A 24753-nucleotide genomic window follows, 5' to 3' on the forward strand; every position below is an offset into this window, starting at 1 on the left:
GCCGACGCCGCACCTCCCTCCCCCCTCTGCGGGGGAGGGTGGCCCTCGCGTGAGCGAGGGTCGGGAGAGGGGAGCCCGGCTTCCAAAGGAGCCAAAGCGAACGTGAAGGCCGAAGCCCGGTCCTGCACCGTCGCTCCCCCCCCCCCCCCTGCTTCCCCGGGGACCCTCCCCCGCAAAGGGGGGAGGGGGAAGGCGGCGCGCCGACCTGCGCTCATCATGGCAACGCTCATCAGTGCCCGCCCTTCGGAAGGCCGCCCAGAACCCGATCCCATCTCGAACTCGGCCGTTAAACACGCCAGCGCTCATGGTACTGTGTCTCAAGACACGGGAGAGTCGGTCGCCGCCAGACCCGCCCATCGCAAGATCAACAAACCCTCCTCACGCTCCGAACAACGCGAACAGGCCGCTCCCTCCGGGGAGCGGCCTGTTCGCGTTCCGCCCTCGATCGGTCCGGCGCCTTACCGCGACGTCATCTTGCCGCGAGCGTCCCGTAATCGAGGTCCTGTCATGATCCGATAGCGCAGGAGACGGTGATCGGTCGGGGCCGTGCCCGCGGAGGCTTCGTCGAGAGGGGAGGGCGCGACCATGCTCACCGAGGCACGTTCCCCCGATCCGCGCGGCACGCTATGGACCGGATCCATGCGACTGCTCATCATCGAGGACGATCGGGAAGCGGCGGCCTATCTGGTCAAGGCGTTCCGCGAGACCGGGCATGTCGCCGACTGCGCGCATGACGGCCTGGACGGCTACGCCCTGGCGCGCGAGGGCAGCTACGACGTGCTGATCGTCGACCGGATGTTGCCGAAGCTCGACGGCCTGTCGTTGATCCGCTCCCTGCGCGAGCAGACCGTGGCGACGCCGGTCCTGATCCTGTCGGCGCTGGGCCAAGTCGACGACCGGGTGAAGGGGTTGCGCGCCGGCGGCGACGATTACCTGCCGAAGCCCTACGCCTTCTCCGAATTGCTCGCCCGCACAGAGGCCCTGGCCCGACGGCAGATCGGCTCCGGTGCCGCCGAGGAAACCCGCTACCGGGTCGGCGACCTCGAACTCGATCGGCTCTCGCACCGCGTCACCCGGGCCGGCCGCGAGATCCCGCTGCAGCCGCGCGAATTCCGCCTGCTGGAATACCTCATGCGCCATGCCGGCCAGGTGGTGACCCGGACCATGCTGCTCGAGCACGTCTGGGACTATCATTTCGACCCGCAGACCAACGTCATCGACGTCCATGTCTCGCGCCTGCGCGGCAAGCTCGACAAGGGTTTCCCGTCGCCGGTCATCCACACGGTCCGGGGCGCCGGCTACGTGCTACGCGTCGAGGAGGGCGCCGCCGGGTGAGTGGCGTTTCGGTCGACGCGTCGCCGCCCGGCGAGACCGGCGCGGCGCGGTTCCAGAAGCTCTTTCGCACCACCGCGTTCAAGCTGTCCCTCGCCTATCTCGCGATCTTCGCAATCTGCGCTTTCCTGGCGCTGGGCTACGTCGCCTGGAACGCCCGCTCGGTGCTGGACGACCAGATCGTCTCCACGATCGATGCCGAGATCAACGGCCTGTCCGAGCAGTATAATGCCGGTGGCCTGCGCCGGCTGATCAGCGTGGTCGAGCGGCGCTCGCGTGAGCCCGGGGCCTCCCTCTACCTCGTCACCACCGCGGGCGGCGATCACGTCGTCGGGAATGTCGGCTACGTCCCGGCCGCGGTCCTGGCGACCCCCGGACAGAGCGAGACGCGCTACGGCCGCAACGATTCCGATGCCGAGGCCCACCGGGCGATCGTGCGGGTCTTCACCCTGCCGGGCGGGTTCCGGCTGCTCGTCGGCCGGGACACGGAGGAGCGCGACCGCCTGCGCGCGGTGATCGGCCGGGCGTTCGGCACCTCGCTCGCCGCGGTGGTGGTGCTCGGCGTCATCGGCGGCTGGCTCGCCGCGAGCCGGGTCCTGCGCCGGGTCGACGCCATGACCCAGACCACCCGGGCGATCATGGCGGGCGACCTCGACGGACGGCTGCACGTCGCGGGGAACGGCGACGAACTCGACCGCCTCGCTTCGAGCCTCAACTTGATGCTGGAACGCATCGGCGAACTGATGCGCGGGATGCGCGAGGTCTCCGACAACATCGCCCACGACCTGAAGACGCCCCTGACGCGCCTGCGCAACCGCGCCGACGAGGCCCTGCGCCGGCCCTCAACCTCCGACGAGCTGCGGGGCGCCCTGGAGGCGGTGATCGAGGAGGGCGACGGGTTGATCCGGGTGTTCAACGCCCTCCTGATGATCGCCCGGCTCGAGGCCGGCAGCGCCGGCGAGATCATGGCACCCCTCGATCTTGGTGCCGCCGCCCGGGGCGTCGTCGATCTCTACGAGGCGCTCGCGGAGGATCAGGGGTTCACCCTGGACGTGGCGGCGCAGGACGGCGTCGTGGTCGAGGCCAACCGCGAGCTGATTGGCCAGGCCCTGGCGAATCTCGTGGACAACGCCCTGAAATACGGCCGGCCCTCCGGAGACGGACCGGGACGGATCGCCGTGACCGTGTGGGGCGCGGGCGGCCGCGCGCACCTTGCCGTCTCCGACGGCGGCCCCGGTATTCCCGAAGGTGAGCGCGAGCGCGTGCTGGCGCGGTTCGTCCGCCTCGAGCAATCCCGCTCACGGCCTGGACTCGGTGTCGGTCTGAGCCTCGTTAATGCCGTGGTTCGGCTCCACCGGGGCAGCCTGCACCTGCATGACAACGGGCCGGGACTGCGCGTGGAAATGTCCCTCCCGCTGGCACAGGGCGATTCGACGCGTCCGGTGGAGCTCGTCCAGCCGGAGTCCCGTTAGGGACGGTGCGCCCGTCTCGATCGACATCCACCCGATGCGGCAGTGCCGGCCCCTGCCGCGGCATCCGCGCGGGCCCAGGCGCAGGGTGTCTGGGACAGAGTGTCACATTCCTACGATCTCGGGCTGTCAAAGGAGCGGACAACGCAACGCGTGGCAGGCCGATGAACGCACCCGAGACCCTCTATCCCTCCGGCGAGGCGTCGGTTCTCGTGCTGCAAGGGGGCGGAGCGCTCGGATCCTATCAGGCCGGCATCTATCAGGCGCTCGCCGAGCAGCACGTGGCGGTGGACTGGGTCGCGGGCATCTCGATCGGCGCGATCAACGCGGCCCTGATCGCCGGCAACCCGCCGGAGCGGCGCGTGGCCCGGCTGCGGGAGTTCTGGGAGCGCGTCTCCTCCGATCTGACCGCGAAGCCAATGATTCCCGGCGAGCAGGCGCGCACGGCCTTCAACGAGATGTCGGCGGCCTGGATCGCCGCCGTCGGCGTACCCGGGTTCTTCACGCCGCGCATTCCGCCCGCCGCGTTCTATCCGCCGGGCGCACCGGAGGCGCTCAGCCTCTACGATACCAGCCCGCTCCGGGGCACGCTGGAGCGGTTCGTCGATTTCGACCGGATCAACCGCGGCGATGTCCGGCTCAGCGTCGGGGCCGTGAATGTCCGCTCGGGCAACTTCGTCTATTTCGACAACCGGAACGACCGGATCGGCCCCGAGCACATCATGGCCTCGGGGGCACTGCCCCCCGGCTTCCCGCCGGTCGTGATCGACGGCGAGGCCTATTGGGATGGCGGTCTCGTCTCGAACACGCCCCTCAACTACGTCCTCGACACCGAGCGGCGGCGCGACCTCGTCGTGTTCCAGGTCGACCTGTTCCCGGCCCAGGGGACGATGCCCCGAACGCTGGTCGAGGCGGCTGAGCGCGAGAAGGACATCCGCTACTCCAGCCGCACCCGGCTGAATACCGACAAGAACATCGAGATCCGCAAGGCCAAACGTGCCATGCGCCGGATCATCGAGAGGCTGCCGCCCGAGATGCAGGCTGACGACGACGTGACGTTCCTCCGGCAGGTCACGCGGGAGAACTTCATCACACTGATGCAGCTGATCTACCGGCAGAAGAGCTACGAGGGAAATTCGAAGGATTACGAGTTCTCCCGGACCACGATGGTGGAGCACTGGCAGGCCGGTCTCGACGACGCGATTCGGTCCCTGCGTCATCGGCGGTGGCGCGAGCGGGCGCACAACGAGGATGGCATCGCCGTCTTCGATCTCACCCGCCACGCCCGCGATTGAGACCGCCCCCACCGAGGCCGGCTCGAGCCGGATCGCCCCTGCGCAAATCAGCGGAGACCTGACCATGACCCGCGACGAGATCCTGACCACGACCTCGATGCCCGCCTTCAGCCCCAGCTATCCGCGCGGGCCCTACCGCTTCTGTCACCGCGAATACCTGATCATCACCTACGAGACCGATCCGGTCGCCCTGCGCCGGGCCCTGCCGGAGCCGCTGGAGCCGCATCCGGACAATCTCGTCTTCTACGAGTGGATGAAGATGCCCGATTCATCCGGCTTCGGCGACTACGAGGAGAGCGGCAGCGGCGCGTTCGCCACCTATAACGGCGAGCCGTGCAACTTCTCGATCCAGATGTATCTCGACGACGAGCCGCCGATCACGGCAGGGCGCGAAATCTGGGGCTTTCCGAAGAAATGGGGCCAGCCGCGGCTCGAACTCAAGAAGGACACCCTCACCGGCTCGCTCTTCTACGACGAGCAGCGCGTCGCGATGGGCACCATGACCTACAAGCACGAGAGCCTGGAGCACGATCTGGGCTCGGTCCGCGAGGGCCTGCGCAAGCTCAACATCAACCTGAAGCTCCTGCCCGACGTCGACGGGACGCCCAAGGTCGCCCAGCTCGTGGGCTACCGGCTCGAGGATATCACCGTGCACGGCGCCTGGAACGGGGAGGGCCGTCTCCACCTGATCCCGCACGTGAATTGCCGTGTAGCCGATCTCCCGGTCCGGCGGATCGTCGGGGCGCGCCACATGGTCGTGGACTTCACCCTCCCCTTCGGCCAAGTGCTGCACGATTATCTCGCCTGACCGGACGCCCGCGCCAGAACCGGAGGTTGCCATGACCCTCAAGACCAGGACCGCCCTCGTCACCGGCTCCACGAGCGGGATCGGGCTCGCCATCGCCCGCGCGTTCGCCGCAGAGGGCGCCGACATCGTGATCAACGGTTTCGGCAAGCCGGAGGAGATCGAGCGGGAGCGCGCCGGCATCGAAACGGAGTTCGGCGTGCGCGCCCATTATTCCGGTGCGGACATGTCGAAGCCGGCCGAGATCGACGCGATGGTGCGGGAGGCGCAGGAGCAGTTCGGCGCCATCGACGTGCTGGTCAACAATGCCGGCATCCAGTTCGTCTCACCGATCGAGGAGTTCCCGCCGGAGAAGTGGGAGCAGATCATCGCTATCAACCTGTCCTCGGCCTTCCACGCGATGCGTGCGGCGATCCCCAGCATGAAGGCGCGGGGCTGGGGGCGGATCATCAACACCGCCTCCGCCCATTCACTGGTCGCCTCGCCGTTCAAATCGGCCTACGTGGCCGCCAAGCACGGCATCGCCGGCCTGAGCAAGGCGGCGGCGCTGGAACTCGCCCCCCACAAGGTCACCGTGAACTGCATCTCGCCGGGCTATGTCTGGACGCCCCTCGTAGAGGCGCAGATCCCCGACACCATGAAGGCCCGCGGGCTGACCAAGGAGCAGGTGATTGAGGACGTGCTGCTGAAGGCGCAGCCGACCAAGGAATTCGTCACGGTCGATCAGGTCGCCGCGCTGGCCGTGTTCCTGTGCTCCGACGCCGCGAGCCAGATCACCGGCGCCAACATCGCCATGGATGGTGGCTGGACGGCACAGTAGCGCCGGGCGCGGCCCCACCCGGGATCGGGCGGGGCCGCGCCTCCGCTCAGCGGCGGCCGTGGATCAGCAGGGCGATGCCGTAGCCGACCGCGCCCGCGATCAGCAGCGCCACCAGGGGGTTCTCCTCCACCCGGGCGCCGACGACGGCGCGCCCGTCCCGCAGATAGGAGCCGCCCCGCTCGTAGGCGTCGTTCGCCAGGTCGCCGGCGCGGTCATAGGCCTCGTTCGCGTAATCACCGGCATTGTCGGCGATGTCGCGGGCCTTGTCCTTCACCTGTCCGTAGGCGTTCTGGGCCTGGCCCTGGGCGTCGCGGACACGACCCTCGACCGAGTCGCGGTTCGAGCCCACGAAATCGCCGGCCGCCCCCTGAACCTTGCCGACCGCTTCCTTGGCGCCGCCGACGATCCGATCCGTATCCACCATGGCACTCTCCTGGACGTGCGCGGCACCGAAACGGGGGCACCACTCGATACGCCGTCGTCCACCGAACGCGCGAGATCGGGTTTGTGCCCCCCGCCGCCGGGAATTTGTGCGCGCCGTCGCGGATCGGACGGGCCCTGTCCGATGCGCCTCTGAATGACGATACGATCGCGATACTGACGACCCGACTGTATCGAGACGCCCATGCGCCGCAGCGCCTTTCGCCTTGGCGGAGGGCGCGTCAGAGGCCGATCAATGCCGCGATGGACGCCGCGCCGGCGGCCGGCGAGGTTTCGCCCCGGGCCACGGCCGCCTCGGCCTCGGCCGTGCGGTGCCGGACCTCGGGCGAGCCGACGAGACGCTGGTGCAGGAGCTCGTCGACCAGGGCCCACATCCACTTCACGTCCTGGGCCCGGCGCCTGGCCTGGATCTCGCCGGTGGCGGTGAGCTTGCCCCGGTGATCGACGATCTTCGCCCACAGGGCGTCCAGCCGCAGGTTATGGAAGCCTGAGATCGTCACCACCGGCGGCGTCCAGGTCGCGGAGGCCGGGGTGAGGATGTGCAGCGCCGCCCGGTATTCGGAGGCCGCCGCGTTGGCCCGTTGCTCGGCCTCGCCGGCATCGGCCTTGTTGACCGCGATCATGTCGGCGAGTTCCAGGATGCCCTTCTTGATGCCCTGCAGCTCGTCGCCGGCCCCGGGCAGCATCAGGACGAGGAAGAAGTCGGTCAGGTCGGCGACCGCGGTCTCGGACTGGCCGACGCCCACGGTCTCCACCAGGATTACGTCGAAGCCCGCCGCCTCGCAGAGCAGCATGGTCTCGCGGGTCTTGGCGGCGACGCCGCCGAGGGTGCCCGAGGACGGGGAGGGCCGGATGAAGGCGTTCGGGTCGTGGGCGAGCCGGGCCATCCGGGTCTTGTCGCCGAGGATCGAGCCGCCGGTGCGCGAGGAGGACGGATCGACCGCGAGCACCGCCACCTTCTGGCCGGAGGCCGTCAGGTTGGAGCCGAGGGCGTCGATGGTGGTCGATTTGCCGACGCCGGGTACGCCGGTGATCCCCACGCGGATCGCCGTGCCGGTGTGCGGCAGCACGGAATCGATCAGCTGAGCCGCGAGCGCCCGGTGATCGGGCCGCTTCGACTCGGCCAGCGTGATGGCCCGGGCCAGGGCGGCGCGGTCGCCGCGCAGCAGGCGCTCGCGCAGGCTCTCGATGTCGATGGACGGCGTCATGTGCCCTTCATGGCGTCGGCGAAGGCCGCCGTCGAGGGGTACGAGCGCCTGTGTCCCGCACACAACAAACCGGGCGGTGCCCGCACTCCACAGGCACCGAGGGGCGGCGTGCCCCGCCATGGTCACGATCCTGCGCGACGGTGCGCGCCCCGCCCGAACGCACCCGGATCATGTCGAGCCAGACCGTCTCACGCCGCGCACTCCTCCGGATCGGCGCCCTCGCGGGAGCGGCGGGCCTCGTACCGTCGCTCGGCGCCTGCGTCACCGACGATCTCGGCTCCGGGCAGGCGCTGCCGGAGAAGCAGTCTGCCCTGGACGTCATGCCGGTGCTGCTGGTCGCCACGACCCGCAAGCCCGTGGGGACTCCGCCCCGCCCGCCGTATTTCAGTTCCGAGCGCGGGCGCGGCCTGAGCTTCGCGGAGGTGCGCCTGTCGCCCCCCGACCGGTCGCTGCTGGGCAAGGTCTCGGCGGTCATCACCGGCGACTGGACGATCGGGGCGGTGCCGAAGACCGAGACCGGGCCGGGCGCCGCCGAGGCCTTCGCGCAGGCAGCCCTGGGCCGTGACGTGCTGGTCTACGTGCACGGCTACCGCGAATCGTTCGAATCGGCCGCCGTCAGCGCCGCCCGGCTGTCCGACGGGATCCGGTTCCGCGGCGTCTCCGGCCTGTTCACCTGGCCCTCCGCGGCGGCGACCTTCGACTACAATTACGACCGCGAGAGTGCCCTGTGGTCCCGGGACGCCTTCGAGGACCTGCTCAAGGCGCTGGCCGCCTCGCCGAGCGGGGGCCGCATCAACATCGTCGCACACTCGATGGGCACGCTGCTGACCCTCGAGACCATCCGCATGCTCCGGGCCGAGGCCGGCGAGTCGGCGATGGCGAAGATCGGCGCGGTGGTGCTGGCCGCCCCCGATATCGACTTCGACCTGTTCTCGAACGGGGTCGCACGCCTCGGACCCGACGTATCGAAGATCACGGTGATCTCGGCGACCAACGACCGGGCGCTGGAACTCTCCGCGGCGCTGGCCGGCGGCGTCCGGGCCGGCGCGGTCGACCGCGGCAAGCTCGAAGCGCTGGGGGTGCGCGTCGCCGACGCGTCCGATTATGGCGGCGGCCTGATCAACCACGACCTGTTCCTCTCCAACCCGGAGGTACAGGGCGTGGTCAAGCGCGCCATCGCCCGGGGCGCCGGCGTCTAGCGCGTCGTCCTTGTTGCGAAAGCCGGCCGCCACCCTCCCGGACGAAGGCCCGGGCGGGCCTCACCCCATCCGGGTCGTCATGCTCTGCGGCGGCAGCGGCTCCTCGGGCGGGATGGCAGCCTCGTCGGAGCTGTCGCGGTGGTCGATGTGCTCGGCCCAGACCCGGAAGCCCACCAGGGGATTGGGCCCGAACGTGTGGGTCAGCGGCACGTCCGCGGCGTCGCGGCCGTAGGCCACCATCACCCGGCCGATCCGCGGACTGTTGTTGCGCGGGTCGAACACGTGCCAGGCCCCACCCAGATAGACTTCCATCCAGGCGGCGAAGTCGCCGGCCGGGTGCGGCTCCGGCTCGCCGATGAAGCTGATATAGCCGGTGCAGTAGCGGGTCGGCAAGTTGAGGGCGCGGCAGAACGCCACCGCGAGGTGGGTGAAGTCGCGGCATACGCCCCGCCCGCCCGCATAGGCGTCCATGGCGGTCCGGTCCCGGTGGGCGAACTCGTAGCCGAACGCGATGTGGTCGTGGACGAAGTCGCAGACCGCCTGGACCCGCGCCCAGCCCGGCGCGACGTCGCCGAACAGCCGCCACGCCTCGTCGGCCAGCAGGTCCGATTCGCAGTAGCGGCTCGGCAGCAGGAACACGATCGTCTCCGCCGGCAGCGCCTCGACGGCGTGCTGTTCGGCCTCCGGATGGGCCGGATCGGGCGCGCCGTCGTCGCGGATCACCGCGTCGGTCCCGAGGGTGAAGCTGCCGGCCGGCGCCGTCAGCCGGCCGCACAGGTTGCCGAACCCGTCGCGGTAGATCTCCACGGGAACCGGCGGCTCGGTGCGCAGGGAATCGGGGGCTTCCAGGGCACCGGCCCGGGAGGGATGCACGTTGAGCATCACCACCATGGGCACGGGATAGGGGAAGGCGTAGCGCATCTCGCAGCCGAGCCTGATCCGCATGCGCGGTGATCCTTCCGTCCGGTCCTGCTTGCGGTCGCCGTGCCGAGGGGCGCCAAATCACCCCGACCCGGCGAGGACGGGGTTGGCGCCCGGCCGCTTCACCCCTACAGCATCCCCGCGCGGCGCTCACGGGCCCTCGGCGAAACACAGAAGTTTTTCGCCCGGGGCCCGGCGTCGCACCCGCGCGATCCCGTCGACCGGGCGCGCTTGAGGGCGGTTACGAGAGGGATGCCGGCCATGTTCACGCTCGAGATCGAGGGCACCGCCGTGGCGGTGATCAACAGCGACGAGGCGTCCGCCAAGGACCTCTTCACCTGTGCGGGCTTCAAGGAAGACATCCGCACCATGACCAGCGAGGGCAAGCCGCTCTGGAACGGCACCTCGGCGCTCACGGTCCGACCCGCCACCGAGGACGAGATCGAGATCTTCGAGGACGCGCTGGCCGAGGATGATGGGGAGGGCGAGTTCACCGAGGACCCGCATCATGCCGACGCTGATTCGGACGACGAGGACGAGGCCGACATCGTTTTCCTGGTGGATATCGACGAGGACGAGGACGAGGCCGACGCCTGAATACGGCTGAACCCGATCGCCTCCCGTGTCGTTTCCGATTCGATTCGGAAACGACCTAGGAGGAATGGATGGCCGATAGCAGGCGGATGGTCGACGCGCTGGTGCGCTCACGGCGCGGCGGCCTCGCCGCGGGGGCGGCACTCGGCGGGCTGGCGCTGATCGGCGGCCTCGCCTTCCGCGCCCTGCGCGGCACGCCGCCGCCTGCGGCGACGGGGGGGCCGGACTTCACCGCCGTCGATGAGGACGAGGCCCGGCTGATGCTCCGGGCCATGGTGGCGGCCACCACCGCCGACGGGATGATCGACGCCGCGGAACGTCGGCGCCTCGACGCGGCCGTCGCCGAGGCGGGGCTCGATCCCGACGGGCGGTCCTGGCTGGAGGGTGAGCTCGCCAGCCCGGCGGAAATCGACGAGATCGCCGACCGGGTCGCGGGGCCGGACGCGGCGGCGCGGATCTACGCGGCGGCCCGTCTCGCCATCGATCCCGACACGCTCCAGGAGCGGCAGTTCCTGAAGATGCTGGCCGAGGCCCTGGATCTGCCGGCCGACGTCGCGGACCGGGTCGAGCACGAGATCGCCGCCTGAACGGACATCGCCCGCATCTTCGGGATGGCCCACCGCCGGCGCGGTCCGTTCGAGCCAGCTTCCGCGAAAGGGGCCGCCGGTCCTGCGACACAACCGGCGTTCGATGAAAGACCTGAGCGGACGAAGCGTTGGCGAGCCGATGCAAGTCCGCTTAGGCTCGGCAGCAGTGAGGGGGGGCCGGTCGGCCCGATCGAGGGAGCCGGGACCGTTGATGCCAGGGATGTCGGTGCCGGCTGCGTCGCGCGTCTTTTCGGCGCTCTCTTTGGCGGCGGCCCTGTGGCTCCTGCCGTCGATCCCTAGCGGTGCCCGGGCGGCCGATCCATCACCGGAACCCATGACGATTTCCGAACAGGGTAGCTTCTTCGTCGGCGGCCGCGACGTCCAGTCGGACACGCTGTCGACCCTGCCGGCCTACGCGCCCTCGGGCACGATCAACGTCGATCAGGTCTATGTCCGTTACCAGATCCCCGTCGCGCCGACGCGGTCGCCCCTGGTGCTGATCCACGGCTGCTGCCTCACCGGAAAGACCTGGGAGACGACGCCGGACGGCCGTATGGGCTGGGACGAGTTCTTCGTGCGCCGCGGCTTCCCGACCTACGTGATCGACCAGGCCTGGCGCGGCCGCTCGGCGGCGAGCCCGGCTCAGATCGACGCGGTCAAGATCGGCCGGGCCGATCCCAACTCGTTGCCCGCCGTCTTCTCGGCCGGACGCGAGCCGGCCTGGGCGATCTTCCGGTTCGGCCCGGAATACCCGAAGGTCTTTCCGGGCATGCAGTTCCCCCTGGAGGCCCAGGGCGAGTTCTGGAAGCAGATGGTCCCGGACTGGTCGGCGGCGCTGCCCGTGCCGAACCCGACCGTGCCGGCCCTGTCGGAGCTTGCCAAACGCCTCAAGGGCGCGGTGCTGATCTCTCACTCGCAGTCGGGGATCTACCCGTTCCAGACCGCCGCCCTCGATCGCGCCGGCATCCGGGCGGTCGTCGCCATCGAGCCCGCTGCCTGCCCGGACCCCGCCAAGGACGACCTCGCCCCCTTCAAGGATCTGCCGATCCTGGTCCTGTTCGGCGACTACGTCGACGCCTCGCCCCGCTGGGCCCCGCGGCTCAAGCAGTGCCGCGGCTTCGTGGCGGCGGCGAATGCCGTCGGCGGCCGCGCCGAGCTGATCCTGCTGCCGGAGATCGGCATCCACGGCAATTCGCACATGCTGATGCAGGACAAGAACAGCCTCGACATCGCCGATTGGCTCGCCGGCTGGATCGAGAAGCGGGTGCCGGGGCGGTCGTGAGCGGCGGGTTCCCCGTCGGATTATGAGGTCCGCACGTTGCTTCCCGATGCGGGCAAGTGGCCGGACGCAGGCGCCTCAGCCCGGCTTACGCTCGCCGAGGAACGTCCCCATCCGCTCCAGCGCCCGGCGGATGTTCTCCGCCGAGTTGGCGTAGGAGAGGCGGATATAGCCCTCGCCATGGACGCCGAAATCCGGGCCGCCGATCACCGCCACCCCCGCCTCCTCCAGGAGCGTGGAGGCCAGGGCCTTCGCCTTCCAGCCCGTTTTCGAGACGTTCGGGAAGGCGTAGAACGCCCCTTTCGGCGCGATGCAGGACACGTTCGGCAGGGCGTTCAGCCCGTCGACCACGATCGACCGACGCCGGTCGAACTCCGCCACCATCTCGGCTACGCAATCCTGGGGGCCGTCCAGCGCCGCGATGCCGGCCCATTGCGTGGCGGCGTTGACGCAGGAATGGGCGTTGACCGCGAGCTTGCGCGCCGCCTCGTAGAGCGGTTTCGGCCAGACCGACCAGCCGAGCCGCCAGCCGGTCATCGCGTAGGTCTTGGACGCGCCGTCGAGATAGATCAGCCTGTCGCGGATCTCCGCGTAGGTCAGCAGCGAGTGGTGGGCCTCGCCGTCATAGGTCATCGTCCCGTAGATCTCGTCCGACAGCACCGCCACGTCGGGATGCGCCGCCAAGCCCGTCACCAGGGCGTCGATCTCGGCCTTCGGGGTCACGCCGCCGGTGGGGTTGGCGGGGGAATTGACAATCAGCAGGCGGGTCTTCGGGGTGATCAGAGCCAGGGTCTCGGCCGCCGAGAAGGCGAAGCCGTTCTCCTCCCGGATCGGCACCGGGACCGGCGTCGCGCCGGTGAACTCGATCATCGAGCGGTAGATCGGGAAACCGGGATCCGGGTACAGGATCTCCGTCCCGGGCGCACCGAACATCAGGATCGCCATGAACATGGTGACCTTGCCGCCGGGCACGATCATCACGGAATCCGGAGAGACGTCCACGCCGTGGCGCCGGTGGATGTCGCGGGCCACCGCCTCGCGGAGCTGCGGGATGCCCACCGCCGGCGTATAGCCGTGATGGCCGTCCCGCAGGGCCTTGATGCCCGCCTCGACCACGTGGGCCGGCGTCGGCATGTCCGGCTGGCCTATGCCGAGATTGATCACGTCGCGGCCCTGGGCCGCCAGGGCCTGGGCGCGGGCAAGAACCGCGAAGGCATTCTCCTCGCCGATGCGCGAGAAGGCCGGGACCACGTGCAGCATCGCGCCCTCCGGGGCCTAGGCCGTCAGGGCTTGGCGCGGTCGGCGAGCTTCATGGCGGCGACCGACATCGCCACCGAGATCAGACCCAGGATCACGAAGGTCTTTACCGCGGCGTAGAACAGGGCCGGCTCGATGCCCGTGTCGGTGTAGAGCACGAGGCCGATCGCCGCGAGCGGCAGCGAGAGCAGGATGAAGAGGGGGACGAGCGGGTTCATGGTCGACACTCGGATCCGGCGCGCGGTGGGTCGCGGCTCGTGGGAAGCACCCTGCATATCACCCTGCGGCGACGGTTGGGACCCCGCCGCCGGCAGTTTTTCGCCGAACCGTCCAGCCGCTCACCGATGCGCAATCATTTTGCCCGATACTGATATTCGGGAGGGCGGATCTCGATGAAGCGGGCGTCGGTTACGTGGAACGGGCAAGGCGCGGGCAAGTCCGGTGCCGAAGTGCCCAATGTCGAAGTGCTGGCCGTCCAGATCGGCAAGCTCCTGCGTCATCCGGCCTATCGGCGCGAGACCGTCGTGAGTCCGCTCCTGCGGCGCCACCTGCCGTTCGACGCGGGCTATGCCTGGAACGGCGAGGCGCGCCTGCGCACGCAACTCGCCGCCGCCGGCCTCGACGCGGCGAGCCTCGAGCACCTGATCCGCAACGTCCAGGCCGAGGTCCTGCGCCTGCGCCGGCCCGCCGATACCTGAAGCGGCTCAGGCCGGCACCCGCACGGTCGCCCGCAAGCCGCCGAGCGGGCTGTCGTGCAAGGCGATGTCGCCGCCATGGGCGCGGGCGATGTCCCGGGCGATGGCCAGCCCCAGCCCGGAGCCCCCGGCGTCCTGGCGGGCGTCGTCAAGCCGCACGAACGGCTTGAACACCGCCTCGCGGCTCTCCACAGGGATGCCGGGCCCGTCGTCGTCGATGGACACGAAGAAGGCCCGGGCCTCCAGGCGGCCGGAGATCGCCACCGTCTCGCCGTGGCGGGCGGCGTTGGCCGCGAGGTTGAACAGGCAGCGCCGGAAGGCGCCCGGGCGCACGGTGATCTCCGGCGCGCCCGCGAGATCCACCTCCGAGACATGGGCGCCGAGGCGTTCCACGTCGGTGCGCAGGTCCTCCAGCAGGGCGCGCATGTCGGTGGGAGCGGCGGGCTCGGCCGAATCGCCCCGGGCGAAGGCGAGGTAGCCCTCCAGCATCCGGCTCATCTCGTCGACGTCGCGGGTGAGATCCTCGATCTCGTCGGTCTGCTCGACCAGCGCCAGCGAGAGGCGGAACCGGGTCAGGATCGTGCGCAGGTCGTGGCTCACGCCGTTCAGCATCGCGGTGCGCTGCTCCATCGCCCGCTCAATGCGCCGCTTCATCTCAATGAAGGCGTGGCCGGCCTGGCGGACTTCCCGGGCGCCGCGGGGCCGGAACTCGATCTCCCGGCCCTTGCCGAACCCCTCCGCCACGGCGGCGAGCCGCAGGATCGGCTTGATCTGGTTGCGCAGGAACAGGATCGCGACGCCGAGCAGCACCAGCGACGAGCCGATCATCCAGACCAGGAAGATGTGCGAGTTCGACGCGTAGGCCTGGCTGCGCCGGGCGGTGATGCGCATCACCCCGTCGGGGATCGCCACCCGGATCTCGATCAGGTTCGAGCGGCCGACCGTGTCGATCCAGAAGGGCCGGCGGATCTGGCGCTTGATCTCGTCCGAGAGGGCCTCGTCCAGGATCGAGAAGAACGGCCGCGGCCCCGGCGGCGGCAGCTTGGCGCCCTTCAGGATGTCGAGGTCCAGATTCAGCCGCTCGCCCGCGATGCGCGAGAGCGTGTCGGCGACCTTGTCCTGCGGGTAGCTCTCGTAGATGTCGATCAGCGCGGCCACGTCGGCCGTCACCGCCGCCGACAGGCGCTTGGTCACGAGCTGCCAGTGCCGCTCCATGAACGTGTAGGCGATCACCGACTGGAGCAGGACCACGGGCGCGATGATGATGATCAGCGAGCGGGCGTAGAGCCCCTTGGGCAGGACGTCGCCGATCGCCCGGCTGATCCGCTTCCACAGCCGGTGCGGGCCGGAACGCGGCGGATCCGTCCGGAGCGCCCGCGCGAGGGCAGGATCGGGGGCGTTCATGGGCTCGCACGCCCCTGCCGCGGCGGCCCGCGGCGGCACGGGCAGGTCGGCTGGCGTGCGGTCCGGTCGGCGGCAGCGGACATGGGGGCTGACGGGTGCGGGGGACTGACGCGTTATCGCATCCGCGCGGGGATCGGCCAAGGCACGCGCCGCCGCGCCTTGCAGGGCGGCGCCCGGGCCATACCTGTGGGGTGCGGGGGGCGCCCGCGGGCCGAAGGTCCTCCAGGCCATGCTCAGCACTGATACAGACATCCTCACCGCCGCCGAATCCTGGCGGCGTGACGGCCGCGCCGTGGCGCTGGCCACCGTGATCGAGACCTGGGGCTCGGCCCCCCGGCCGGTGGGCAGCCACCTCGTCGTGGACGAGGCCGGCACCTTCCTCGGTTCGGTCTCGGGGGGCTGCGTCGAGGGCGCGGTGATCACCGAGGCGATCGAGGTGATCGCAGCGGGTGCGCCGCGGATCCTTGAATTCGGCGTCGCCGACGAGACCGCGTGGCGGGCCGGATTGTCCTGCGGCGGCCGGATCCGGGTCTTCGTTGAGCGGGTCGACTGATGCGCGCCGACCTCCTGGCACAGCTTAACGGAGAGCGGGCGGCGCGCCGGGCCGCGATCCTGGTCACCGACATCGCCGACGGCGCCCAGCGCCTCGTCCGCGAGGCGGAGATCGGTGCCGATCCGCTCGGCGCGGTGCTCGGCCGGCACCTCGCGTCCGGCAAGAGCGGCCTCGTGGAGGTGGACGGACGGAGCCTGTTCCTCACCGTCCAGGTGCCGCCGGTGCGGCTCGTGGTGATCGGCGCCGTCCATATCTCGCAGGCGATGGCCCCGATGGCCGCGGGGCTCGACCTCGCGCTCACGGTGATCGATCCGCGTACCGCTTTTGCCAGTCCCGACCGCTTCCCGGACGTCGACCTCGTGGCCGAATGGCCGGACGCAGCCCTCGGCGGCCGGGTGCCGCCGCTGGACCGCTACTGCGCCCTCGCGGCCCTGACCCACGATCCCAAGATCGACGATCCCGCCCTCGCGGCGGCGCTCGCGGCGGAGTGCTTCTACGTCGGCGCGCTGGGCTCGCGGAAGACCCATGCGGCCCGGGTCGCGCGGCTCACCGAGGCCGGGTTCGGGCCGGCGCAGATCGGTCGGATCCGCGCGCCGATCGGGCTCCCCATCGGGGCTGTCAGCCCCGCCGAGATCGCGCTGGCCGTGCTGGCCGAGATCGTAACCGCCCTGCGCCGCGCCCCCCGACCGGAGGCCGCGTGAGGTTCGGACCCGTGCCGGTCGCCGAGGCGGCCGGGCTGATCAGCGCCCACAACGTCCGGCGCGCCGATATCACCCTGCGCAAGGGCGCGGTGATCGCCCCGGAGGCGGCCGCGGGCCTGGCCCAGGCGGGCGTGTCGGAAATCGTGGCGGCGGCGCTCGAACCGGGCGATGTCGGCGAGGATGCTGCGGCCGCGCGTCTCGCCGACCATCTGGCGGGCTCGAACCTGCGGGTGGACGCCCCCTTCACCGGCCGCTGCAACCTCTTCGCCGCCGCGGCGGGTGTGCTCACCCTGGAGCCGGCGCGGATCCATGCGGTCAACGCCGTCGATGAGGCCGTGACCGTGGCGACGCTGCCGCGGTTCAAGCCGGTGGTGGAGGGCGAGATGGTCGCTACCGTCAAGATCATACCCTACGCGGTGCCGGGGGCGGTGCTCGACCGCGCCTGCGCGGCGGCCGCGGGCGGGACGCTCGCGGTCGCGCCCTATCGCCGCCGGCGCGTGGGCGTGGTCTCGACCCGCCTGCCGAGCCTCAAGGAGACGACCATCGACCGGACCCTGCGGGTGCTGGCCGAACGCCTCGCGCCGACGGGGGCCGCGATCGTCGCGGAGATCCGGGTGCCGCACGCGGCCGGGGCCGTCGCCTCCGCCCTCGCGGCGGCGATCGATGAAGCCGGGGCGGATCTCGTGGTGGTGTTCGGCGCCTCGGCCATCGCCGACCGGCGCGACGTCATCCCGGCCGGGATCGCGGCGGCCGGCGGCGCGGTCGCGCATCTCGGGATGCCGGTCGATCCGGGCAATCTCCTGCTTGTCGGCGCCCGGGGCGCCGTGCCGGTGATCGGCGCGCCCGGTTGCGCACGCTCCCCCCGTGAGAACGGCTTCGACTGGATCCTGCACCGGCTGCTGGCGGACCTGTCGGTGACCCGGGCCGACATCGTCGCGCTGGGGGTGGGCGGCCTGCTCATGGAGATCGTTTCCCGGCCGCAGCCCCGGGCCGGCGGCCGGAGCGCCGGGGACGAGGCGGAGACCGTGGCGGATGCCTGAGATCGGGACGGTCCTGCTCGCCGCCGGTCTCGGCAGCCGTTTCGGGCCGGAACCGAAGCTGCTCGCGCGCCTCGACGGCCGGCCGCTGGTGCGCCACGCCGCCGAAGCCGCCCTGGGCGCCCGGCCGCGTCCGGTGATCGCCGTGCTGGGGGCGCATGCGGACCGGGTGCGGGCCGCGCTGGCGGGGCTAGACCTAACTCTCACCGTCAATCCGGATTTTCGCGCGGGTCTCGCCACCTCCCTGCGCGCCGGCCTCGCCGCGCTGCCCCGGTCCTGCGACGCCGCCGTCGTGGTTCTCGGGGACATGCCGCAGGTTGAAGCCGCCCATATCGACCGCCTCGCGGAGGCCTTCGCGGCGGCCGGGCGGGAGCCGGCCGCCGTGATCCCGGTGCGGGATCGGCGGCGTGGGAACCCGGTGCTGCTCAACCTCCACCGCCTCGGCGCGGATATCGCCGGGCTGTCCGGCGATCACGGCGCCGGCCCGCTCCTCCGGGATCGGGTGGACGTGCTGGAGATCTCGGGCGACGCGGCCACCGGTCTCGACATCGACACGCCGGCCGCGCTCGCCGCCCTGCGCGGCGGCCCGGCCTGAGCGGTCAGGGTCCCGCCTCGGCGCGCTTGCGAGCCGTGTGGGCCTCGGCCCGGCACCGGTCGGAGCAGTAGCGCACCTCGTCCCAGACACGCGCCCACTTCTTCCGCCACGCGAAGGGCCGTCCGCACTGTGCGCAGACCTTCTCCGGAAGGTCGCCCTTGCGGCGCATCGGCGGCATCGTTTCCTCGTCCGTTCCCGTATCCGATTCAGCGGCCGGGCGGGTTCCGAACCTCCGTCCGCCGGGCTCCGGCATCCAGGAAGTGGGCGAGACCCAGCATCGCGGCGAGGCCGCCGACATTGACGGCGACCTGGAGCGGCCATGTGGCGTCGAAGGTCCGGTAGAGGATGCGGCCGATCAGCGCCGCCAGGCAGCCGGCCGCGAAGATCTCCAGCGAGTGGCGGCCGCAGGCGTCGATCAGCCGGAGCGGCCGCCAGCGGCTGAGGCGCGTCACCGCCGGGGCGCTGAACAGCAGGTAGATCAGCGCCAGGATGTCGAGCAGCCGCAGGGGGCCGACATGGCTCTTGTCCGGCGCGGCGATCGCCAGCGGCCTGAGATCCGGTAGGCCCCACGCGGTCCAGGATCCGCCCTGGACCAGCGCGAAGCCGAGATAGGCCGTGCAGGCCGCCGCAGCCCAGTTGCGCCAGGGCAGCAGCCCGCCCCCGGCCCGGACCGCGAGCGCCAGGGCCGCCCCGATCACGAACAGGAACTGCCACGCGAACGGGTTGAAGTACCAGCCGTCATCCACCGCGGCGGCGTTCGGCAGGTTGAGCTGGGGGTCGAGGTTGGCGGCGAGCCACAGGGTGGCCGAGAGCGCCAGCACCCCCCAGACCCCGCGCCGCATCCCGACGTAGACGAGGGGGAACAGGGCGAGCAGCAGGATGTAGAGCGGCAGGATGTCTAGGTAGTTGGGCAGCGCATTGAGCGCGAGTCCGCGCAGGAGCCCCGGCAGCAGGCCCATCTGCAGCAGCGGCGCGACCCCGAAGCGCGGCGTCAGCCCGGTGAGGTCCATCCAGATCCGGACGATGATCAGGGTGGCGAGCAGCAGACCGGCCTGGAACAGGTAGATGCGCAGGCAGCGCCGGGCGATGCGCGCCAGCGCCGTCCGGGCCCCGGCTCGCCGGAACAGGCCGCCATAGGCCATCATCGAGGAATAGCCGGCCAGCAGCACGAAGAGTTCGGCGGCGTCCGAGAAGCCGAAATTGTGTACGGTCAGGAGGGCCGGGGCGTTCTGCGGGATATGATCGACGAAGATCGTCAGCAGCGCGAGCCCGCGCAGAACGTCGACCCGCGCATCCCGGAGCGGCTTCGCTGGTCGCACCGCGACGGGGTGGCCGGCGGGGGGCGGGGCGTCGCCGGCCGCGGGACGTTCGAGATCGTCGATGCTGTTCACTCGGTCTTCGCCCCGATATCGGCGCCCGATGATACCGCAGCGCAGCGCGGCCGCCCGTGGAGACTGCATCGATCACGCGTCTGTGTTCGGCGCCGGGCACCGATCTGCCGTTCCGCGTCGCCGAAGCCTGGAGAGGCCGCATGAGCGCGGATCGGCGGCCGCGGACCGGCGAACGCCGCTCGCCTCCCGCGCCGAGCCGGTATAGACGCGGCGGATCGATCCCGGCCGCCAGCGACGGCGCCGGGCAGGGGCAGGGTTCATGCGCGTCCTCGTCACCGGAGCCGGAGACTATCTCGGTCGCCGCCTGCTCGAGGCGCTGCGCCGGGACCTGCCGGCCGGCAGCCGCATCCTCGGCATCGACCGGACGCCGCAACCGTCCCTGGACGGCGTCCCCTTCCTCGTCGTCGACCCGTTCGATGCCGACAGCCTCGCCGAGGCGGTCGCGGCCTTCGACCCGACCCTCGTGTTCCACCTCGCCGCCCTGGCCTCGGTGGCGCAGTCGAGCGAGACGCCATCCTACGCCTGGCGGGCGGACCTGCTCGGCACCCTGAATCTCGCAGAGGCTCTGGCGACAACCCGCGCGACGCTCGTGTTCCTGAGTGCCACCGTGGTCTACGGGGAGGCGTTCGAGGATCGGACGCGTCCGGACGAGAGCGTCACGCCGCGGCCCGATACCATCTCGGGGCGGACCAAGACCGCCTGCGAGTACATCCTGCGCGACGTGCTGGCCAATGCCGGCGTCAAGCACCTCGTGCTCCGCCCGTCGAACTACATCGGGCCCGGGCAGGCCGAGACCTTCGTGGTCGCCTCCTTCGCCGGGCAGATCGCCCGCATCGAGCGCGGCCTCGCGCCGCCGAGCCTCGCGGTCGGCGACCTCTCGGCCGGGCGCGACTTCTTCGACGTGGCCGATTTTACCGCCGCCTGCCTGCGCGTGGCGGAGCGCATCGACGATCTGCCCGACGGCGCGATCTTCAATGTCGGGTCGGGCACCGTGACGTCGGTCTCCGGGATCCTCGACGCGCTTCGCGGCCTGACGGATGCGGCGTTCACGGTCGAGGTGGTGCCCGACCGGGTCCGGGAGGCGGGCATCCGCGCCGAGGGCTGCGACCCGGCGGCCTTCACGGCGGCGACGGGCTGGAGTCCGGTCATTCCCCTGGCGCAGAGCCTGTCGGCGATCCTGGCCGATGCCCGGTCGCGCTTGGGGTGATGGGTCTGGCAGTCCAACGCCGCCACGCACCCTTCCTCCCCCGCAGAGGGGGAGGGAGACGGGCGTGGGGCCGGCCATCGCTCAAGCTCGGAAGCGATGGGTGAACATCGCAGCCCGCAGAGGGGCGGCGGAGGGCCCGCTCAGCGCGAGAACCGCTTGTACTTGATCTTCTTCGGCATGATCGAATCGGCCCCGAGCCGCCGGACCTTGTCGGCTTCGTAGTCGGAGAAGTTCCCCTCGAACCACTCCACGTGGCTGTCGCCCTCGAAGGCCAGGATGTGGGTCGCGATCCGGTTCAGGAACCAGCGATCGTGGCTGATGATCACCGCGCAGCCCGCGTAATCCTCCAGCGCGTCCTCGAGGGCGCGCAGCGTCTCCATGTCGAGGTCGTTGGTCGGCTCGTCGAGGAGCAGGACGTTGGCGCCGCCCTTCAGCGTCCGGGCGAGGTGCACCCGGTTGCGCTCGCCGCCCGAGAGGGTGCCGACCTTCTTCTGCTGGTCGGGGCCCTTGAACGCGAAGGCCGCGCAATAGGCCCGCGAATTGATCTCGCGCTTGTTGAAATAGATGATGTCGTTGCCGCCCGAGACCTCCTGCCAGACCGTGGCGTTCGGATCGAGGGCGTCGCGGGACTGGTCGACATAGCCGAGCTTGACCGTCTCGCCGACATCGATCTTGCCGGCATCGGGCTTCTCCTGCCCGGTGATCATCTTGAACAGGGTGGTCTTGCCGGCCCCATTCGGGCCGATCACCCCGACGATGCCGCCCGGCGGCAGCTTGAACGAGAGATCCTCGATCAGAAGACGGTCGCCGAACGCCTTGTTGAGGTGCTCGAATTCGATGACGTTGTTGCCCAGCCGCTCGTCGATCGGGATGACGATCTGCGCGGAGGCATCGATCTTGTTGTTCTGCTTGGCGACCAGCTCCTCGTAGCGGGTGATGCGGGCCTTGGACTTCGACTGGCGGGCCTTCGGGGAGGCGGCGATCCACTCCTGCTCCCGGGAGATGGAGCGCTGCCGGGCCATGTCCTCGCGGCCCTCCTGCTCCAGGCGCTTCTGCTTCTGCACCAGCCAGGCGGAGTAGTTGCCCTCGTAGGGGATGCCCTTGCCGCGGTCGAGTTCCAGGATCCAGCTGGTGACGTTGTCGAGGAAGTAGCGGTCGTGGGTCACGATCAGGATCGCGCCCGGATATTGGCGCAGGTGACCCTCCAGCCAGTTCACCGTCTCGGCGTCGAGGTGGTTGGTCGGCTCGTCGAGGAGCAGCAGTTCCGGCTCCCACAGGAGCAGCCGGCACAGGGCGATGCGGCGGCGCTCGCCGCCCGACAGGGTGGCGACGGGCTGCTCGTCGCTCGGGCAGCCCAGGGCCTCCATGGCCTGATCGATCTTCGAATCGAGCTCCCACAGACCGAGCGATTCGATCCGGTCCTGGAGCTCGGTCATCTCGTCGGCCGTCTCCTCCGAGTAGTTCATGGCGAGTTCGTTGTAGCGGTCGAGCATGGCCTGCTTCTCGGCCACCCCCTCCATCACGTTCTCGCGGACCGACTTGGTCGGATCGAGCTGGGGTTCCTGCGGCAGGTAGCCGACACGCGCGCCCTGGGCCACCCAGCCGTCGCCGGTGAATTCCTTGTCGATGCCGGCCATGATCTTGAGCAGCGTCGACTTGCCGGAGCCGTTGATGCCCAGGACGCCGATCTTGGCGTCGGGGTAGAAGGACAGGTTGACGCTATCCAGGACCTTCTTGCCGCCGGTATAGGCCTTGGTCAGGCCGCGCATGTGGTAGATGAATTCGCGAGCCATCGCGGAAATCCTCGGCGTGCTGTGCGGGAATGCGCGGTGCGTGCCAGCGGCACGGGGCAGGCGCGGGGTCTCATCCCCGTCCTGTCCGCACGTCCCCACGATCTAGGAATGACCCCGTTCGAGTATCAGGCCCGCCGGGCAGCGGCAAGGATGCCGCCGCGCCGGGGCGCTCAGGCGAACGGGTTCGGGACCGACGTCGGGGCCGCCTCGGGGGCCTCGGCCACCGTCTCGGGGAGATCGTCGGCCTCCAGGGCCTTCACGATGGCGTCGAGCGTCTCCCGGAGCAGCCGGGCCTGCGCGAGGCCGGCCCGGTCCCGGGTCAGGTCGAGGGAGCCGTGCAGGGCGATCCGGTCGGTGCCGTTCTCGAAGGAGAGGGCGCCGATGGTGCGGACCCCGGCCGCGTCGGCAAAGGGCGCGAAGGCGTCGGCCGTCTCCGAGGCGGTCCGGGTGCGGTGCTTGTTCTCGGGCATGGATCCCCCTCAGAAGACCGTGCGGAGCAGGTCGCGGATGAATCGGCGTAGGGCGCGCAGGCCCTCGCGCCGGAGCCAATCCTGCCACGTCTGCTCGTTGCGGGGTCGGCGCTCGTCCGCGCGGGCGGAGGCATGGGGATCTGGCAGACTCATCGCGGTCGTCCGGGCGCCGGCCGGCAGCCCGGGGAAGACGTCGATCCCGGCCTGGCGGCCGAGCGCGTCGATGGAGACCGCCTGCCAGTCCCGGGACTCGTCGTTGCGGGCGAGATAGGCGCCGGCCTCGCCGCTCGCGGGGTCGTAGAGCGCCTTGAACAGCTGCGTCGGCACGAGCACGCCGCCCTTGATCTGCTGCACCGCGTCCCCGGAGAAGATCACCCCGGTCACCACGAAGAGCGCGCCGCGCCGGCTAGCCAGACGCCGCGTGCTCTCCTCGATATCCGCCCAGAGGCCGCGGTTCAGGACCCGGTTCTGCGGCACGATGTTGGCCAGGCTGAAGGATTCGGCCTGGGCGCTCAGCGTCGGCATGTCGCCCGCGGGCGACAGGTGGCCCCGGTCGAAGCCGCTGCGGACGTAATCCTCCAGGGCGGCGCGGTCGTCGGCGGGCAGCCGGGCTTCCTCGTGGAAGGCATCGTCCCGGGCCACCGTGCGGGCCTCGGCGACGCTCGCCCGGGTGAGATGCTCGGCCGAATAGAGCGGCGTGCGCGTCACTCCGGAATGCAGCACGGTGAAGGCCTCGAAGCACAGCGGGACCGTCCGCGCCGCGAGCTTCAGGTTGGTGAGGACCGGCGCCCGGCCATCGGCGAACAGGGCAGGGCAGGTCTCGCCGGCGCCGGCGGGGGCCGCGTCGGACGCCGCCGCGGCCAAGGCCGCTCCGAAGGCCGCGGCAAAGAGCCCCGCACGCAGGCTCACCAGCACACGCGCACCCGCCGCACCCCCTCCGGCGTCGGACGGTCCCGCCACGCACAGGGGCGGCCCAGGCTGCCGGTGAAGGGCCGCGCGTCGCGGTCTGGGCCGCCCGGGGCGAGACGCGGCGGGCAATCGCCGAGGAAGTTGCAGAGGAAGTCGAGATTGCCGTCCGGCGGTCGCGGCTCGGCGTAAGCTTGGCCAGGTCCCGTAATCGCGAGCGTGAGCAGGATTGTGCACAGACGAGCCGGGCTCAAAGGCGGACCTCTTGTGGCAATGAGGGCACGTGACTGAAAAAAACGTCGGCGCGACATTGATCGGGCCGCCGATCATCCGTACCTCGCACTATCATGACAGCGACGGACGGACGGGTTCTAGCATGAACGCGTAACCCCGGGTGCGAGCGTCGCGGGGCCGAGGGCACGCGCAGCGGCCGTCGCCATACTCGAACGAGCGGATGCGACCATTGGCACTATCACCTGAGCAATCGGCGTTGCTGGATCGTGTCCCGAATCCGGCGGCGTTGCGCCGTCTTCCGGAATCGGAGCTTGCGGCGGTGGCGGAGGCGGTGCGCGCCGAGCTGATCGACGCGGTCTCGGTCACCGGCGGACACCTCGTCGCGGGGCTGGGCGTGGTCGAACTCACGGTCGCGCTGCACCACGTGTTCGACACTCCCGACGACCGGATCGTCTGGGATGTCGGCCATCTGTGCTACCCGCACACGATCCTCACCGAGCGCCGCGACCGCATCCGGTCGCTTCGCGCGGGCGTCGGCCTGGCGGGCTTCACCAAACCGC

28 protein-coding genes are annotated in these 24753 nt (G+C 70.7%); 16 read left to right on the forward strand and 12 right to left on the reverse strand.

Annotation, left to right across the window (positions count from 1 at the left end; genetic code table 11):
* Nucleotides 1-639 precede the first annotated feature (639 nt).
* From MKK69_RS20430 to MKK69_RS20450, 5 genes are all read left to right on the forward strand, one after another.
* Nucleotides 640-1335: a response regulator transcription factor gene (locus MKK69_RS20430; protein ID WP_243970881.1), complete on the forward strand. Its 696-nt coding sequence runs from the start codon at nucleotides 640-642 to the stop codon at nucleotides 1333-1335.
* A complete protein-coding gene (locus tag MKK69_RS20435; protein ID WP_243970883.1) occupies nucleotides 1332-2804 on the forward strand; it encodes a sensor histidine kinase in 1473 nt (490 codons plus the stop codon). Before MKK69_RS20430 ends, MKK69_RS20435 begins: the two co-directional genes overlap by 4 nt.
* Before the next feature lie 161 nt (nucleotides 2805-2965).
* Nucleotides 2966-4096, forward strand: coding sequence for a patatin-like phospholipase family protein (locus tag MKK69_RS20440; protein ID WP_243970885.1), 1131 nt, complete (start codon nucleotides 2966-2968; stop codon nucleotides 4094-4096).
* A 64-nt stretch (nucleotides 4097-4160) separates the two neighbouring features.
* Nucleotides 4161-4904 (forward strand): acetoacetate decarboxylase, encoded by a 744-nt coding sequence (locus MKK69_RS20445; RefSeq protein WP_243970886.1) that lies wholly within the window; start codon nucleotides 4161-4163, stop codon nucleotides 4902-4904.
* Between the two features lie 31 nt (nucleotides 4905-4935).
* Nucleotides 4936-5721: a 3-hydroxybutyrate dehydrogenase gene (locus MKK69_RS20450; protein ID WP_243970888.1), complete on the forward strand. Its 786-nt coding sequence runs from the start codon at nucleotides 4936-4938 to the stop codon at nucleotides 5719-5721.
* A 46-nt stretch (nucleotides 5722-5767) separates the two neighbouring features.
* On the opposite strand, the gene MKK69_RS20455 is transcribed toward MKK69_RS20450, so the two are convergent.
* On the reverse strand, nucleotides 5768-6145 hold the full coding sequence (locus MKK69_RS20455; RefSeq protein WP_243970890.1) for a CsbD family protein: 378 nt from the start codon (nucleotides 6143-6145) through the stop codon (nucleotides 5768-5770).
* 238 nt (nucleotides 6146-6383) lie between these two features.
* Nucleotides 6384-7370: a methylmalonyl Co-A mutase-associated GTPase MeaB gene (meaB, locus tag MKK69_RS20460; protein ID WP_243970892.1), complete on the reverse strand. Its 987-nt coding sequence runs from the start codon at nucleotides 7368-7370 to the stop codon at nucleotides 6384-6386.
* Nucleotides 7371-7540: 170 nt separating this feature from the next.
* On the opposite strand from meaB, the gene MKK69_RS20465 reads away from it, so the two are divergent.
* A complete protein-coding gene (locus MKK69_RS20465; RefSeq protein ID WP_243970894.1) occupies nucleotides 7541-8569 on the forward strand; it encodes an alpha/beta hydrolase in 1029 nt (342 codons plus the stop codon).
* Between the two features lie 60 nt (nucleotides 8570-8629).
* Here the strand turns inward: MKK69_RS20465 and MKK69_RS20470 are convergent, their stop codons facing one another.
* Nucleotides 8630-9514: a transglutaminase-like domain-containing protein gene (locus tag MKK69_RS20470; protein WP_243970896.1), complete on the reverse strand. Its 885-nt coding sequence runs from the start codon at nucleotides 9512-9514 to the stop codon at nucleotides 8630-8632.
* 237 nt (nucleotides 9515-9751) lie between these two features.
* On the opposite strand from MKK69_RS20470, the gene MKK69_RS20475 reads away from it, so the two are divergent.
* The 3 genes from MKK69_RS20475 (at nucleotide 9752) to MKK69_RS20485 (ending at nucleotide 11953) form a co-directional block, all read left to right on the forward strand.
* A complete protein-coding gene (locus tag MKK69_RS20475) occupies nucleotides 9752-10087 on the forward strand; it encodes a hypothetical protein (RefSeq protein ID WP_243970898.1) in 336 nt (111 codons plus the stop codon).
* 68 nt (nucleotides 10088-10155) lie between these two features.
* A complete protein-coding gene (locus tag MKK69_RS20480; RefSeq protein WP_243970900.1) occupies nucleotides 10156-10671 on the forward strand; it encodes a DUF533 domain-containing protein in 516 nt (171 codons plus the stop codon).
* 334 nt (nucleotides 10672-11005) lie between these two features.
* Nucleotides 11006-11953 (forward strand): esterase, encoded by a 948-nt coding sequence (locus MKK69_RS20485; protein ID WP_243970902.1) that lies wholly within the window; start codon nucleotides 11006-11008, stop codon nucleotides 11951-11953.
* A 75-nt stretch (nucleotides 11954-12028) separates the two neighbouring features.
* Here MKK69_RS20485 and MKK69_RS20490 read toward each other — a convergent pair whose 3' ends face one another.
* Nucleotides 12029-13210, reverse strand: coding sequence for a pyridoxal phosphate-dependent aminotransferase (locus MKK69_RS20490; RefSeq protein WP_243970904.1), 1182 nt, complete (start codon nucleotides 13208-13210; stop codon nucleotides 12029-12031).
* 23 nt (nucleotides 13211-13233) lie between these two features.
* Entirely contained in the window at nucleotides 13234-13425 is a 192-nt protein-coding gene (locus MKK69_RS20495) for a hypothetical protein (RefSeq protein ID WP_243970906.1), read from the reverse strand.
* Between the two features lie 174 nt (nucleotides 13426-13599).
* Between MKK69_RS20495 and MKK69_RS20500 the strand changes: the two genes are divergently transcribed.
* The gene (locus tag MKK69_RS20500; protein ID WP_243970908.1) at nucleotides 13600-13905 is read left to right on the forward strand and encodes a hypothetical protein; all 306 of its coding nucleotides are present in this window, start codon (nucleotides 13600-13602) and stop codon (nucleotides 13903-13905) included.
* A 6-nt stretch (nucleotides 13906-13911) separates the two neighbouring features.
* Here MKK69_RS20500 and MKK69_RS20505 read toward each other — a convergent pair whose 3' ends face one another.
* Nucleotides 13912-15306, reverse strand: coding sequence for an ATP-binding protein (locus tag MKK69_RS20505; RefSeq protein WP_243970910.1), 1395 nt, complete (start codon nucleotides 15304-15306; stop codon nucleotides 13912-13914).
* Between the two features lie 229 nt (nucleotides 15307-15535).
* On the opposite strand from MKK69_RS20505, the gene MKK69_RS20510 reads away from it, so the two are divergent.
* The 4 genes from MKK69_RS20510 to MKK69_RS20525 are packed head-to-tail and all read left to right on the forward strand — an operon-like array spanning nucleotide 15536 to nucleotide 18192.
* Complete coding sequence (locus MKK69_RS20510) at nucleotides 15536-15859, forward strand: XdhC family protein (protein ID WP_243970912.1); 324 nt, start codon at nucleotides 15536-15538, stop codon at nucleotides 15857-15859.
* Nucleotides 15859-16560, forward strand: a complete 702-nt coding sequence (locus MKK69_RS20515) for an XdhC family protein (RefSeq protein WP_243970914.1) — start codon at nucleotides 15859-15861, stop codon at nucleotides 16558-16560. The genes MKK69_RS20510 and MKK69_RS20515 overlap by 1 nt, the downstream gene beginning before the upstream one ends.
* Nucleotides 16557-17600: a molybdopterin-binding protein gene (locus MKK69_RS20520; RefSeq protein ID WP_243970915.1), complete on the forward strand. Its 1044-nt coding sequence runs from the start codon at nucleotides 16557-16559 to the stop codon at nucleotides 17598-17600. The genes MKK69_RS20515 and MKK69_RS20520 overlap by 4 nt, the downstream gene beginning before the upstream one ends.
* Nucleotides 17593-18192 (forward strand): NTP transferase domain-containing protein, encoded by a 600-nt coding sequence (locus MKK69_RS20525; RefSeq protein ID WP_243970935.1) that lies wholly within the window; start codon nucleotides 17593-17595, stop codon nucleotides 18190-18192. The genes MKK69_RS20520 and MKK69_RS20525 overlap by 8 nt, the downstream gene beginning before the upstream one ends.
* A 4-nt stretch (nucleotides 18193-18196) precedes the next feature.
* Here the strand turns inward: MKK69_RS20525 and MKK69_RS20530 are convergent, their stop codons facing one another.
* Together MKK69_RS20530 and MKK69_RS20535 are read right to left on the reverse strand one after the other, a co-directional pair.
* Nucleotides 18197-18370 (reverse strand): DUF2256 domain-containing protein, encoded by a 174-nt coding sequence (locus MKK69_RS20530; protein WP_243970936.1) that lies wholly within the window; start codon nucleotides 18368-18370, stop codon nucleotides 18197-18199.
* Between the two features lie 28 nt (nucleotides 18371-18398).
* Nucleotides 18399-19583: an OpgC family protein gene (locus MKK69_RS20535; RefSeq protein WP_243970937.1), complete on the reverse strand. Its 1185-nt coding sequence runs from the start codon at nucleotides 19581-19583 to the stop codon at nucleotides 18399-18401.
* A 259-nt stretch (nucleotides 19584-19842) separates the two neighbouring features.
* Between MKK69_RS20535 and MKK69_RS20540 the strand changes: the two genes are divergently transcribed.
* Nucleotides 19843-20790, forward strand: a complete 948-nt coding sequence (locus MKK69_RS20540) for an NAD-dependent epimerase/dehydratase family protein (RefSeq protein WP_243970939.1) — start codon at nucleotides 19843-19845, stop codon at nucleotides 20788-20790.
* A 140-nt stretch (nucleotides 20791-20930) separates the two neighbouring features.
* On the opposite strand, the gene ettA is transcribed toward MKK69_RS20540, so the two are convergent.
* The 4 genes from ettA to MKK69_RS20560 all read right to left on the reverse strand — a co-directional run bounded on the left by ettA (nucleotide 20931) and on the right by MKK69_RS20560 (nucleotide 24213).
* Nucleotides 20931-22583, reverse strand: coding sequence for an energy-dependent translational throttle protein EttA (gene ettA, locus MKK69_RS20545; protein WP_243970940.1), 1653 nt, complete (start codon nucleotides 22581-22583; stop codon nucleotides 20931-20933).
* Between the two features lie 170 nt (nucleotides 22584-22753).
* Nucleotides 22754-23053: a hypothetical protein gene (locus MKK69_RS20550; RefSeq protein ID WP_243970941.1), complete on the reverse strand. Its 300-nt coding sequence runs from the start codon at nucleotides 23051-23053 to the stop codon at nucleotides 22754-22756.
* 9 nt (nucleotides 23054-23062) lie between these two features.
* Complete coding sequence (locus MKK69_RS20555; protein ID WP_409564852.1) at nucleotides 23063-23962, reverse strand: DNA/RNA non-specific endonuclease; 900 nt, start codon at nucleotides 23960-23962, stop codon at nucleotides 23063-23065.
* Nucleotides 23959-24213, reverse strand: coding sequence for a hypothetical protein (locus tag MKK69_RS20560; protein ID WP_243970942.1), 255 nt, complete (start codon nucleotides 24211-24213; stop codon nucleotides 23959-23961). Before MKK69_RS20560 ends, MKK69_RS20555 begins: the two co-directional genes overlap by 4 nt.
* Before the next feature lie 200 nt (nucleotides 24214-24413).
* Between MKK69_RS20560 and MKK69_RS20565 the strand changes: the two genes are divergently transcribed.
* On the forward strand, nucleotides 24414-24753 hold a 340-nt coding region (locus MKK69_RS20565), incomplete at its 3' end, for a 1-deoxy-D-xylulose-5-phosphate synthase N-terminal domain-containing protein (protein WP_279598529.1).

The organism is Methylobacterium sp. J-026 (assembly GCF_022829585.1).
Classification (GTDB): domain Bacteria; phylum Pseudomonadota; class Alphaproteobacteria; order Rhizobiales; family Beijerinckiaceae; genus Methylobacterium.

Excerpts from the sequence above, each read along its gene's own strand:
- MKK69_RS20430 (WP_243970881.1), top strand. The coding sequence starts at position 640 with ATGCGACTGCTCATCATCGAGGACGATCGGGAAGCGGCGGCCTATCTG.
- MKK69_RS20440 (WP_243970885.1), top strand. The coding sequence starts at position 2,966 with ATGAACGCACCCGAGACCCTCTATCCCTCCGGCGAGGCGTCGGTTCTC.
- MKK69_RS20445 (WP_243970886.1), top strand. The coding sequence starts at position 4,161 with ATGACCCGCGACGAGATCCTGACCACGACCTCGATGCCCGCCTTCAGC.
- MKK69_RS20450 (WP_243970888.1), top strand. The coding sequence starts at position 4,936 with ATGACCCTCAAGACCAGGACCGCCCTCGTCACCGGCTCCACGAGCGGG.
- MKK69_RS20455 (WP_243970890.1), bottom strand. The coding sequence starts at position 6,145 with ATGGTGGATACGGATCGGATCGTCGGCGGCGCCAAGGAAGCGGTCGGC.
- meaB (WP_243970892.1), bottom strand. The coding sequence starts at position 7,370 with ATGACGCCGTCCATCGACATCGAGAGCCTGCGCGAGCGCCTGCTGCGC.
- MKK69_RS20465 (WP_243970894.1), top strand. The coding sequence starts at position 7,541 with ATGTCGAGCCAGACCGTCTCACGCCGCGCACTCCTCCGGATCGGCGCC.
- MKK69_RS20470 (WP_243970896.1), bottom strand. The coding sequence starts at position 9,514 with ATGCGGATCAGGCTCGGCTGCGAGATGCGCTACGCCTTCCCCTATCCC.
- MKK69_RS20475 (WP_243970898.1), top strand. The coding sequence starts at position 9,752 with ATGTTCACGCTCGAGATCGAGGGCACCGCCGTGGCGGTGATCAACAGC.
- MKK69_RS20480 (WP_243970900.1), top strand. The coding sequence starts at position 10,156 with ATGGCCGATAGCAGGCGGATGGTCGACGCGCTGGTGCGCTCACGGCGC.
- MKK69_RS20485 (WP_243970902.1), top strand. The coding sequence starts at position 11,006 with ATGACGATTTCCGAACAGGGTAGCTTCTTCGTCGGCGGCCGCGACGTC.
- MKK69_RS20490 (WP_243970904.1), bottom strand. The coding sequence starts at position 13,210 with ATGCTGCACGTGGTCCCGGCCTTCTCGCGCATCGGCGAGGAGAATGCC.
- MKK69_RS20495 (WP_243970906.1), bottom strand. The coding sequence starts at position 13,425 with ATGAACCCGCTCGTCCCCCTCTTCATCCTGCTCTCGCTGCCGCTCGCG.
- MKK69_RS20500 (WP_243970908.1), top strand. The coding sequence starts at position 13,600 with ATGAAGCGGGCGTCGGTTACGTGGAACGGGCAAGGCGCGGGCAAGTCC.
- MKK69_RS20505 (WP_243970910.1), bottom strand. The coding sequence starts at position 15,306 with ATGAACGCCCCCGATCCTGCCCTCGCGCGGGCGCTCCGGACGGATCCG.
- MKK69_RS20510 (WP_243970912.1), top strand. The coding sequence starts at position 15,536 with ATGCTCAGCACTGATACAGACATCCTCACCGCCGCCGAATCCTGGCGG.
- MKK69_RS20515 (WP_243970914.1), top strand. The coding sequence starts at position 15,859 with ATGCGCGCCGACCTCCTGGCACAGCTTAACGGAGAGCGGGCGGCGCGC.
- MKK69_RS20525 (WP_243970935.1), top strand. The coding sequence starts at position 17,593 with ATGCCTGAGATCGGGACGGTCCTGCTCGCCGCCGGTCTCGGCAGCCGT.
- MKK69_RS20530 (WP_243970936.1), bottom strand. The coding sequence starts at position 18,370 with ATGCCGCCGATGCGCCGCAAGGGCGACCTTCCGGAGAAGGTCTGCGCA.
- MKK69_RS20540 (WP_243970939.1), top strand. The coding sequence starts at position 19,843 with ATGCGCGTCCTCGTCACCGGAGCCGGAGACTATCTCGGTCGCCGCCTG.
- ettA (WP_243970940.1), bottom strand. The coding sequence starts at position 22,583 with ATGGCTCGCGAATTCATCTACCACATGCGCGGCCTGACCAAGGCCTAT.
- MKK69_RS20550 (WP_243970941.1), bottom strand. The coding sequence starts at position 23,053 with ATGCCCGAGAACAAGCACCGCACCCGGACCGCCTCGGAGACGGCCGAC.